This window comes from Daejeonella rubra, from assembly GCF_900103545.1.
Lineage (GTDB): Bacteria > Bacteroidota > Bacteroidia > Sphingobacteriales > Sphingobacteriaceae > Daejeonella > Daejeonella rubra.
The window spans coordinates 1-12,265 of record NZ_FNHH01000030.1 but is presented as its reverse complement, the minus strand read 5'-3'; the positions used below and the strand labels follow the sequence as shown (position 1 = coordinate 12,265).

General features: G+C 40.2%; 9 protein-coding genes. 4 read left to right on the top strand and 5 right to left on the bottom strand.

Features of this window, described 5'->3' with window-relative positions; genetic code table 11:
- Positions 1–66: 66 nt before the first annotated feature.
- The 5 genes from BLR27_RS15730 to BLR27_RS15710 all read right to left on the bottom strand — a co-directional run bounded on the left by BLR27_RS15730 (position 67) and on the right by BLR27_RS15710 (position 7,380).
- Positions 67–1,599 carry a helicase HerA-like domain-containing protein gene (locus BLR27_RS15730; protein ID WP_221406361.1) on the bottom strand — a complete coding sequence of 511 codons (1,533 nt, stop codon included), beginning with the start codon at positions 1,597–1,599 and terminating at the stop codon, positions 67–69.
- Between the two features lie 94 nt (positions 1,600–1,693).
- Positions 1,694–4,126, bottom strand: coding sequence for a S9 family peptidase (locus BLR27_RS15725; protein WP_245704538.1), 2,433 nt, complete (start codon positions 4,124–4,126; stop codon positions 1,694–1,696).
- Positions 4,127–4,299: 173 nt separating this feature from the next.
- Positions 4,300–5,406: a M42 family metallopeptidase gene (locus tag BLR27_RS15720; protein ID WP_090706473.1), complete on the bottom strand. Its 1,107-nt coding sequence runs from the start codon at positions 5,404–5,406 to the stop codon at positions 4,300–4,302.
- Between the two features lie 4 nt (positions 5,407–5,410).
- Positions 5,411–5,827 (bottom strand): GNAT family N-acetyltransferase, encoded by a 417-nt coding sequence (locus BLR27_RS15715; RefSeq protein ID WP_090706471.1) that lies wholly within the window; start codon positions 5,825–5,827, stop codon positions 5,411–5,413.
- An 11-nt stretch (positions 5,828–5,838) separates the two neighbouring features.
- Positions 5,839–7,380 (bottom strand): acyl-CoA carboxylase subunit beta, encoded by a 1,542-nt coding sequence (locus tag BLR27_RS15710; RefSeq protein ID WP_090706470.1) that lies wholly within the window; start codon positions 7,378–7,380, stop codon positions 5,839–5,841.
- Positions 7,381–7,579: 199 nt separating this feature from the next.
- On the opposite strand from BLR27_RS15710, the gene BLR27_RS15705 reads away from it, so the two are divergent.
- From BLR27_RS15705 to can, 4 genes are all read left to right on the top strand, one after another.
- Positions 7,580–8,773 (top strand): porin, encoded by a 1,194-nt coding sequence (locus BLR27_RS15705; RefSeq protein WP_245704537.1) that lies wholly within the window; start codon positions 7,580–7,582, stop codon positions 8,771–8,773.
- Between the two features lie 132 nt (positions 8,774–8,905).
- Positions 8,906–9,241, top strand: coding sequence for a hypothetical protein (locus BLR27_RS15700; RefSeq protein ID WP_090706468.1), 336 nt, complete (start codon positions 8,906–8,908; stop codon positions 9,239–9,241).
- Positions 9,242–9,480: 239 nt separating this feature from the next.
- Positions 9,481–11,088: a SulP family inorganic anion transporter gene (locus BLR27_RS15695; RefSeq protein WP_090706466.1), complete on the top strand. Its 1,608-nt coding sequence runs from the start codon at positions 9,481–9,483 to the stop codon at positions 11,086–11,088.
- A 41-nt stretch (positions 11,089–11,129) separates the two neighbouring features.
- Positions 11,130–11,801: a carbonate dehydratase gene (can, locus tag BLR27_RS15690; RefSeq protein WP_090706538.1), complete on the top strand. Its 672-nt coding sequence runs from the start codon at positions 11,130–11,132 to the stop codon at positions 11,799–11,801.
- The last annotated feature ends 464 nt before the right edge of the window (positions 11,802–12,265 follow it).

Below are 12,265 nucleotides of genomic sequence, written 5' to 3'. Positions count from 1 at the left end.
TCTTAAATTGAGTTAATAATTTATTTCTGTTTATAGGTCAGATTCTTGAGTAGAATTGCTCTGTGATTAAAACCGGAATGTACTTCCTCCAGACCGGGGTTTCTTACCGCTCAGCATTCCGAATAGCCCTCTTACTATGGCTGTTCCAATTTGGCGGGTAATGGGTGCATTAATTACCTGTTCGAAAGTGCTTTTTTCTTCCCTTTTACTGCTTACCGATGTAGTTTGTTCTTCTTCCGCAAGTTTTTCATTAACCCTTTTGGTCAGGATGTCATGTGCGCTAACCGGATCTACAATTTCCTGATATTTTTGGTAAAGTGTACTTGTCTGCATCACTGTATCGCAGTCCGCTTCAGACATTGGTCCCATGATAGATCGTGGCGGACTTAAATGAGTCGCTGCAACTTCTGTAGGAATACCTTTCTCATTGAGAACTGTTATTAGTGCCTGTCCTGTACCCAATGAGGTCAGAACACGGTCTATTTCATAAAACTCGGAACGTGGATAGGTATTTACAGTTTTCTTTAGCGCATCAACATCGTTTGGAGTAAAGGCGCGTAATGCATGCTGCACTCTGTTTCCGAGCTGACCGAGTACACTTTCAGGAACGTCCATTGGAGTTTGTGTACAGAAGAAAACCCCAACGCCTTTAGAACGTATTAGTCTGATGATTGTTTCAATTTGTTCAAGGAAGGCCTTTGGCGAGTCTTTGAATAGTAAGTGAGCCTCATCAAAAAAGAAAACTAATTTGGGTTTATCAGTGTCGCCCGCTTCCGGCATGGTATAAAAGATCTCGGCAAGCAGGCTAAGCAGAAAGGTTGAAAATAATACCGGCTGATTCTGAACATCCGAGATGTTAAGAAGGCTGATCACTCCCTTACCGTCGATCCGGCTGAAAAGATCCTGTATATCAAAAGATCGCTCACCAAAGATCTGTGAGAGGCCCTGCTGTTCGAGGGTAACTATTTTTCTGAGTATCGTTCCTGATGTTGATGCCGAGATACTGCCGTAGCTTTCCTTTATTTCAGCAGCTCCGGGGCCACTCGAAAGATAAGAAATTACTTTTTTCAGGTCGTTCAGATCAACCAGTAATAGTTTGCTGTCATCAGCATATTTGAAAATGACCGACATCACTCCGGATTGGGTATCATTTAGTCCGAGGATCTTTGACAACAATACAGGGCCAAATTCAAGTACACTTGCGCGCATTTGGGCTCCTTTCTTTCCGGAGAGAGAATATAGTTCAACAGGAAAACCTGTAGGTTCATAGGCCTTATTTAGAGCCAGAGATCTTTCTTCAATTTTGGCATTGCTTGAGCCCGGATGGTTTAATCCCGAAAGATCGCCCTTTACATCCAGCATAAATACAGGAACACCGGCATCTGAAAGTTGTTCGGCTATTAATTGAAGGGTACGGGTCTTTCCGGTTCCTGTAGCTCCTGCTATCAGGCCATGTCTGTTCATCATCTTCAGAGGAAGGCTCACTGCTGCATCGGCGATGATCTCCCCGTCTAGAATACCTGCGCCAAGATAAATGCTATCACCCTGTATTGTATATGAGGCTTTTATCTTATCCGTAAAATGTGACTTTCTCTCCATACTCATTAAGAATCAATATTTGAAACTGTAATTAATATTATTTTACTGACCGCAACTTTCATTCCTTTTATGAAAAAAATCTTCATAAAATAATTTATTTATTTTTTACGTATTTCTCTAGCCAGTTATCCATTTCCCACATCATATGCATAATGGACTCTTTGGCTCTGTAAGCATGTGATTCAGAAGGAAGTAAAACCAGTCTGGTTATGGCTCCATGCCCCTTCAGGGCAGTATAAAGCCTTTCACTTTGCATGGGAAATGTGCCGGTATTATTATCGGCCAGCCCATGAATCAGTAATAATGGAGTTTTGATCTTATCGGCATAGGAGAAAGGTGACATTTTGTTATAAACCGCTGGGGCCTGCCAAAAGGTTCGTTCTTCAGCCTGAAAGCCAAATGGCGTAAGGCTGCGGTTATATGCTCCGCTTCGTGCAATACCAGCTGCGAAAAGATCAGTTTGTGCCAGAAGGTTAGCGGTCATAAATGCTCCATACGAATGCCCTCCAATAGCAATACGTTTTCTGTCGGCAACTCCCATTTTCACCAAATGGTTAATGGCTGCCTCTGCGTTATATCTGATCTGTTCAATGAATGTATCATTTGGATCCTTATTGCTTTCGCCAACCACAGGCATGTCTGCGTTGTCGAGAACGGCATATCCACGGGTAACCCAGTAAACAGGCGATCCGGAGCTCAAAATACTGAATGTATAGGGAGATCCTTTAACTTGTCCGGCTGCTTCCGTTGTTTTAAATTCACGCGGATATGCCCACATCAATACAGGGAGCGGAGCATCACCGGTTTTGAAATCAGCGGGTAAGTAAAGTGTTGCCCCCAGCTTGATGCCATCCAAACGGGTATAACTAAGCTGCTTTTTCTGAACGCCATTTAGTTCGGGATAAGGATTCGAAAAATTTGTGATCTGTGCATAGACAGAATCTGACAGATTGACCCTGTAATAATTCTTTACTGTATCCGTAGCCTCCCGGCTATTGATTATGAATTTACCGTTATTAAAGAAAATAGGTCGCTCAAAATAGGGTGCTGCTGAATGGAAAATGGTATCCCTGATCTTAGTTTTGATATTGAACTTTAAAATAAGTGGCCGATCACCTTCCGGTGAAGCACCATCACTTATACTGAATATATTGACATTATCAGGGTCGCTAAGTCGTTTTATGGCATTGAATTCTGTTAACAATACATCTCTGTTATATTCATTTTTCCTGGTTACCAACACTCCCGGATCACTGTAAGCATCCTCGTAATAACGGTCAAAAAGATTTACTCTGAAGCTCTCGTTGCCTGGCTTTATGAAAATGCGTCTTTCTGCCCTGGTTTTCCACCAGCGCTCCGTAATAATTGCCAGTTTGTCATCACCCCATGCGATGGAATGAAACCGGAAATAACAGTCGGCTAATTTAAGCGCATTCTGATTAAATGGTGCGGCTAGAGTATAAACCACATCGCGTATTGTTGCCTGCTGTGCAGGGTTACCGTTATCAAGTGCCTCAACCCAATAGAGAGTCGCACCTTTATCCGCACGCCATCCAAATCCCCTTGGCCCTTTGGGAACTCCATCAAAGCCTGCTGGAATATTTTCTGCCAGTGGTGCATCAAATAGCTTTTTCACCAGCTTCCCTTTTTCATCATAAACGGCAGTTGTGAAAGGAAATAAACCGATCGGCACCGTATAGGAATAGGGGTGATTTATATTGGCAAGCAGAATATACTCTCCATCCGGAGAATATTCCATTGAACGGATGATCTGCGGCTGTAGGAAATTGCTGCTTTCGCCCTCAATATTGACCAGCTTTAACTGTGATGTTAAAAAATGATCGAATACCATTTCATCATAAGGATTTTTCAATAAGTCCTGATAGGTAGGGGAAGGGGTCGATTTTCCTGTATTTTCCTGAATAACCGGTCCGGGAGGTGTCAGCTTCGGTTCAGTTAATGCGGTCCTGTTCAGGTCAACAAATTGAGCAAGAATTGTCTTTCCGTTTGGGGCCCATATAAAACTTTTCCCATAAGTTTTATTGATATGATCTTTCCCTAAGCGTTTTGCTTCGAGCGATTTCAAATCGGCAACCCATAGTTCAATACCGTTTTGGCTCGTATTTGTAAATGCGATCTTGCTCTCATCTGGCGACCAGCTTATGTCGGTAAGCTTAAGTTCAGCGGGTAGTCCGGCGAAAACAGACTCTCCACCTGTACTCACCGATTTTAATTTTATTCCTGTATAGAATGATGAACGACTCGGGCCATTGGTTAAAGGATCAATTCGAAGTCCGGCCAGACGAAATTCAGGCTGGGATAATTCATTAATAGTTGGAAGACCTGACATCTCGAGTAAAAGCATCCATTCTCCGTCAGAGCTGATCCTTATATCCGGACTAACAGGAGCTTCAAGCAGATTGATCATCGATTGCGGTGGCTTTTGATAAGCTGTGTTTTCCTGAGCTAAGAGACCTGTTGTACAGTAAAAACCTGCTATCAGGAATAAAATGGAGCGTTTAATCATTCAGTTTTTTAGAATTTATTGGCCTGGGAGCTGAGAATAAAGGGCGTAGTGTTTTTTTTATTGAAGAATTGAATACGAAATGATGATCCATTACCCAAAACTGATCAATAAAATTATACCCTATGCGCTTTACCCTCAGCTTTAATATTACAACCTATTAATACAGTTCAAACCTATTTTACTGATCTGAAATCCTGATCAACTTTAATGCTAAGCAGAGATTCGTAAATAAGCCGGATCACGTTGTCAACGTCTTCTTTATGGATCATTTCAACTGTGGTATGCATATATCGTAATGGCAGGGATATCAGTGCAGAAACTACTCCGTCATTTGAATATGCAAAAGCATCCGTATCTGTTCCTGTTGATCTGGAAGATGCCTGACGCTGAAACGGGATATTATTAGCTTCAGCAGCCTTGATCAGTAATTTATTCAGATTGGTTTGTACGGCAGGTGCATAGGAAACAACCGGGCCCTTTCCGCATGCAAGGTCGCCCTGTGTGATCTTGCTGATCATAGGTGTCTGGGTATCATGGGTAACATCGGTAACGATCGCAATATTTGGTTTTATCCTATGAGCGATCATTTCGGCACCACGAAGGCCGATCTCTTCCTGTACAGAGTTTACAATATATAAACCGAATGGTAATGTTTTCTTATTCTCTGACAATAAACGGGCAACTTCAGCGATCATAAATCCACCTGCACGGTTATCAAGAGCGCGACCAACATAATAGCGATCATTTAAGACCATAAATTCATCCTCATAAGTAATAACACAACCTACATGGATACCAAGTTTTTCAACTTCTTCGCTGCTGGTACAACCGCAATCAAGAAATATGTTCTTTAAAGTCGGTGCTTCTTCTTTCTCGCCACTGCGTGTATGAATTGCAGGCCAGCCGAATACTGCCTTAACAATTCCTTTGTCGGTATGGATATTCACCCGTTTTGAAGGTGCTATCTGATGGTCGGAGCCGCCATTTCTGATGACATAGATCAATCCATCTTTTGTGATATAATTCACGAACCAGGAGATCTCATCAGCATGCGCTTCGATCACTACCTTGAACTTAGCTTTCGGATTGATTACCGCAACTGCGGTACCATAATTATCAACCATATGCTCATCAATATAAGGTTTGATATAGTCCAGCCATAGTCGTTGTCCTTCCCATTCAAATCCTGTTGGAGATGGATTATTGATGTATTTTTCAAAAAATGCCAGTGATTTTTTAGTAACCACAGGGATATGTTTATGCTCTTTATTTTTTGCCATTTTCTTATATAGTTTTTAATATTTTCTCCATGATCACGAAATCATGTCCATCCTTTTGGAAGGAATGCTCTGTTTCTGTAAATCCAAATTTACTATAAAATCCTGAAGCATTTTTGCGGGCATTGCACCAAACACGTTCATAATTCTCAGCTACTGATATTTTCAGTAAATAATTTAATAATTCAGTACCATAACCTTGTCGCTGATAAGGTTCCAGAGTCGCGAACTTTCTGAATTGTATGGAATTTTCATTTTTAAAAAATGAAAGTACACTGATCAGTTTGTTTTGATCAAATAGTCCCAGATGCATTCCATTTTCATCATTAGCCAGCCTGATTTTGTCTAAAGGCTGTCCCGGATACAAAACATCTCTGCGGATACGCCAGGTTAATTCATGGGATATTTGCTCAATATGCGCCATATGAAATTTATCTACAATGGAATATTCCCATGCTTCTTCCTCGGGTTGTTAACCACCTTGTTTTCAAGCATTTTGAATGCTTTAATAAGTTTTTTTCTTGTTTCGGAGGGTTCGATCACTTCGTCAATGAATCCCCTTTCTGCTGCACGGTAAGGGTTTGCGAAAATATCTGAATATTCCTTTTCCTTCTCGATCCAGCTCGCATTCGGATCATCGGCCGCAGCTATCTCCTTCTTGAAAATGATCTCAGCAGCTCCTTTTGCACCCATTACTGCGATCTCTGCACTTGGCCATGCATAATTCATATCAGCACCGATATGCTTTGAATTCATCACATCATAAGCGCCTCCATAGGCCTTTCTGGTGATCACGGTGATCCTTGGGACCGTAGCCTCACAGAATGCATATAATAGTTTAGCGCCATTGGTAATGATAGCATTCCATTCCTGATCTGTACCGGGCAGGAAGCCGGGAACATCTTCCAGAACCAGCAAGGGTATATTAAAGCTGTCGCAAAAGCGTACAAACCGTGCACCTTTTACAGACGAATTGATATCCAGTACACCTGCTAAAAATGCAGGCTGATTTGCCACAATACCAATACTTCTTCCCGCCAGTCGGGCAAAGCCAACGACGATATTTTCAGCAAAATCTTTATGGACTTCAAGGAAAGAGGCTTCATCGGCCAGCTCCGTGATTACTTCACGGATATCATAAGGCTGGGAATTATTTTCAGGAATGATGTCATTCAGTTTAAGTCTCAGCTCATCACCGGGCTCATATGCATAGGCCGGAGTGTTTTCCTCACAGTTCTGCGGCATGTATCCCAAAAGTTTTTTAATATGATTGATCGCATCAAGCTCATTGCTGCAGGCAAAATGTGTGACACCTGATTTAGTAGAATGTGCCGATGCTCCCCCCAGATCTTCAGAGCTCACAATTTCATGGGTGACTGTTTTAACCACATTGGGTCCGGTAACAAACATGTAGGAAGTATTTTCTACCATGAGAACAAAGTCTGTTATGGCCGGCGAATAAACTGCACCGCCCGCACAGGGACCCATGATTGCCGACAGTTGTGGAACTACTCCCGAAGCCATGGTGTTTTTATAAAAGATGTCGGCATAACCTCCCAGAGAAACCACACCTTCCTGAATTCGGGCTCCTCCGGAATCATTTAATCCGATAACCGGAGCACCGTTTTTCATAGCCAGATCCATGATCTTGCAGATCTTTTCAGCATGAGTTTCAGAAAGAGAACCTCCGAAAACCGAAAAATCCTGTGAGAAGACATAAACAAGCCGGCCATTGATCGTACCATATCCGGTTACTACTCCATCTCCGGGATAACGTTCCTTTTCCATACCGAAGTCAGTAGAACGGTGCATAACCAGCATGCCGATCTCTTCAAACGAACCTTCATCCAATAAAAAATGCAATCGCTCCCTGGCAGTAAGCTTGCCCTTTTTATGCTGGCTTTCAATTCTGGCCTTACCTCCGCCCAAAAGGGCTTCTTCTTGCTTCTTTCTTAAAATTTCTATTTTATCGTTCAAAATATGCAGGTTTATTTAATTGGTCATTAGGGGTGAAATTACTAAAAATTGAATAAAGGAATCGTACAAAACAGCTGTTTTCCTTTGTTTACATTCATGTGATTGAATATTTAGGATACAGTGTTCAATTGCTTTACAATTCATCAATGGGCAATTACAAATTGTTTTAATAATGCTAAATTTGGCTGAAAAAAATTAAATGAGTTCCAGGATAATTTTCTTTATAGGGTTTTCGCTTTTTTCTCTGAGTGTTTTCGGACAAGGAGAAAGGGATGAGAAGGCAATGATCGCTGACTTCAAAGGGGTGCAATTTATGTCACCGGATACCTCATTCTATATAAATTTTCGGTTTAGAATGCAAAACAGACTGGGGGCAAATACCATTTCCGGCACTGATCTCAGTTTTAATGAATATGATGCCCGTGTCCGCAGATTAAGAATGCGTGTCGACGGATTTATCATGAACCCTAAGTTAACATACAGCATTCAGCTGGCTTTTACCCGGGGTGATCAGGATGTAGATAATACAGGTATTGCAAACATTGTACGCGATGCGATCATATTTTATCATTTTACTCCTAAATTCTATGTTGGATTCGGGCAAAATAAACTGCCGGGCAACAGGCAGCGTGTAAACTCATCAGGTCAACTGCAGTTTGCTGATCGTTCCATAGTAAATGGAGCAATGACAATCGATCGTGATTTCGGTCTCAAGGCCTATTATCATAATAAGATCGGAGAAATGGATTATCACTTGAAGGGAGCAATCACTACAGGAGAAGGTAGAAGTGTTAACTCAACAGATGATGGGCTGGCATATACTGGCAGGGTTGAATTATTGCCATTGGGTGAGTTTACGGGGGGGGGTGATTATTCAGAAGGTGATCTTGAGCGCGAGCCTAAACCGAAAATTTCTATTGCTGCAGGATACAGCATGAACAAAAAAACCAACAGAACAGGAGGGCAACTAGGGAAAGAGCTTTACAGACCTGTTGATATGGCAACCTGGATGATCGATGCAATTGGAAAATACAGAGGCTGGGCTTATTCTGTTGAATACATTAAAAGGCATGTGGATGATCCATTAACTTATAATTTATCAGGTAGTTTAAGGTATGCCTTTACAGGCGATGGAATCAATCATCAGTTTTCGTATATATTCCCAAAAAATCTTGAACTTGCTTTTCGTTATTCCCGTTTAACTCCATCAGTTAAGATCCTGGCAAATGAATCCCGGAAAAATATTCTGGAGATGGGTACAACAAAATATTTTAATAAACACAGAGTAAAAATGCAGTTAAATCTCAATTATATGGCTGTTGATGGTAATTATGCATTTTCTCATTCAGGAAACCGCTGGGGTGTATTGACACAATTTGAGCTTGGAATTTAAAAGTTCAATTCCGGGCAATGTTAAATCATTGTAATTCTTTTGTTGGTTTTCTAAATCATTGACCTGTGAAGCACATTATTTCATAACTTCGCCTTTCTTTTAACTAATAGCTTAATTGATATAACCATACAGATGAAAAAAGAATTAGCCAGGCTAATATTCAGTATTGTATTTTTATTCATCTTCTTTATCAAGATGGTTATTTCCATTGCACCTTTGCTTGCCGACCATCTTGACAGTAAGATCGTGAATGCGGTGATCATGCAATTGGAGATCGAAACACATTCATCTAAAGGTGCTGATCAGGCAAAGGACTCTCTGAATAAGGGTGAGTGGCTAAGTGGCTTGTATAAATTTAACTTCGAGCAGCCACATAAACTTATAGCTAATAAAGAATATATTGCAATGCAGGATTATCATATCGAAGCATTCTATCCTACAATCCCAACTCCACCCCCGAACTGCTAGGCGTTCGAAATTACTCCTCTTCTTCCTTCTAATAATTGAAATTTGAGTCTGATCATTTATCTGATCATTAACTCATTATTTATTTTCTGTTTGATCTGGTTGAAATACTGGTATTGAAAAAAGCTAAATAGACTAAAATTTTGCTTTAGGGAGGTTTAAAATTTAACATTTCATAATACTTAATTATCGGTCTATTCGGTCTATTTAGAGTATTTATACACATTTATTAATCTTACATTATGAATAATGATAAAGGTAAAAATGCCATTTTTGATATTGGTAAATACTTTTCAAGTGCCAATTTAAAAAAAGATCTTCCTGCCAGTATCGTCGTATTTCTCGTTGCATTACCTTTATGTCTGGGTATTGCTCTTGCTTCAGGTGCGCCACTTTTTGCAGGTGTTTTAACTGGAATAATCGGTGGAATTGTTGTTTCTGCTATCAGTGGTTCACAATTAAGTGTGAGCGGACCGGCAGCTGGTTTAACGGTTATTGTTTTTGGGGCGATCGCTTCACTTGGGTCATACGAAACATTTTTGCTTGCAGTAGTTCTTGCAGGTATCCTTCAGATCGTTTTTGGAATATTAAAAGCTGGAATTATTGCCAATTATTTTCCTTCCTCAGTAATTGAAGGGATGCTTGCCGCAATTGGTATAATATTGATATTAAAGCAGTTACCTCATGCAGTTGGATTTGATTCGGATTTTGAAGGAGATCAAAGCTTTTTTCAGGCTGATCATGAAAATACCTTTTCTGCAATCGTTGCCGCTTCGAATATGATCAGTTACGGAGCATTGATCATCAGTTCTCTATCATTACTGATCATGATATTCTGGCCAAGAATAAAAAAGATGAGCGCAATTCCGGCACCCGTGCTGGTTGTTGCAGCAGGAATAATCCTGACCATTTTATTTCAGAATACCGGACTGGCTTTAAGTCCGGAGCAATTAGTGACCATACCCGTAGTTAACACCTTTAGTGAATTTACCGGACTATTTTCATTCCCTGACTTCTCACAAATAAGTAATCAGAATGTTTGGACGGTTGCATTTACTATTGCTATTGTAGCAAGTATTGAAACTTTGCTGAGTATTGAAGCTGTCGACAAGATTGACCCGGTAAAACGTGTTTCACCAACAAACAGGGAACTTGTGGCTCAGGGTATTGGAAATATGACCAGTGGAATGCTGGGAGGCCTGCCAATGACATCTGTAATTGTAAGGTCATCGGTGAATGTGAATTCTGGTGGGCGGACTAAAATGAGTGCAATCTATCATGGTTTCTGGTTGCTTCTATCCTTGTTATTTATTCCTATGTTATTAAACAAGATACCTTTAGCTTGTTTAGCTGCAATCCTATTAATTACAGGTTATAAACTTGCCAAAATAGCCCTGTTTAAGAAGATGTGGAAAAATGGTAAAGATCAGTTCATTCCATTTGTTGTTACTGTAATTGCTATCGTTCTTACCGATCTGCTTAAAGGTGTGGCTATAGGGATGCTTATCGGTGTGTTTTATATTTTACGTACCAATTTACGCAACCCGTATTTCTATAAGTTTGAACAAAATGGTGGCAAAAAGGTTATACGAATCAAACTTGCTCAGGAAGTTTCATTTCTAAATAAAGCGGCAATACAGTATACGCTAACAAATTTACCTAAGGAATCTGATGTGATCATTGATGGTACCGACTCTATGTTCATTGACAAGGATGTTCTGGAGATCATCCATAATTTCAAGCATAATGCCTATACCAAAGGAACAATTGTCGAGATTGTTAATATCCGCGATAATTATGAAGTACCCAGATTAAAAGAATTAATTTATAAACCGGCAAAAAATAATTAACTATGTTTTTTAGAAAGAATAATAAAGAAAAAGCAGCTGAAATGTCAACTGAGAGAAGCGAAAAACAAAAACGTGGTTATGAAGAATTACTTCAGGGTAATCGTGATTGGGTGAAGAATGAAACTGAAAAGGATCCTGAATATTTCAGTAAACTGGCTGCCGGACAGGAGCCTGATGTGCTTTGGATAGGTTGTTCAGATAGCCGGGTTCCGGCGAATGAAGTAACTAATACCAGGCCCGGACAGGTTTTTGTACACCGTAATATTGCTAACGTTTGTGTTCACTCGGATATGAATATGCTGAGTGTTCTGGATTATGCAGTGAATGTGTTAAAAGTTAAGCATGTTATCGTATCCGGACATTATGGTTGTGGTGGTATAGCTGCTGCTCTGAGTAACCAGCAATTCGGATTAATAGATAACTGGCTTCGCCATATTAAGGATGTTTATCGCTTGCATAGCAATGAACTTGATAGAATCACGGATGAAAAGCTAAAAGTTAACCGCCTTGTTGAGTTAAATGTGATCGAACAGGTTTATAATTTATGTAAAACTACCATCGTGCAGAATGCATGGCGTGAAAGAGAAGACCTTGAGATCCACGGCTGGGTGATCGATTTGAATTCAGGGCTTGTGAAAGATCTGCAGGTTACTGCAAAATCGAGTGAAAACCTCGGTGAAATATTTAAACTGGATGAATCCAGAGTGAGATAATTATTGAACTATTATCAAATTTAAGTTTTCCTAAGTCATCCTGAACCTGAGTCATCCTGAACTTGATTCAGGATCAGGATGATTCAAGCAAGGAGGACTTAACTTTTTTTATTCCCTCTGGTCTGTGGTCTCACTGACCATTCTTTATGCCGATGTGATTTGTATTACCCTCTGGTTGGTGTTTTCACCGATCAGTCTTTATACCTATGTGATTTGTATTTAGTTTAACGATTTTCCTCGCCTGCTGAAGGGCAAGTTTCGGCATGACATTCGTATTAGATTGATTTCAATCTTTTTTATGTACATCGGCTTGTGGTGCGGTGATTTCTATGACATAAACAAGTGGTTTTTATAATTTTGTTGATAAGGAGCCCCATTTCTTACAACAGCAAATATCCTATGAACTAACTTGTTTCTGATAGCATTTAAGATTAGCATTTTATTTTTTCCGGAAGCGACTTTAC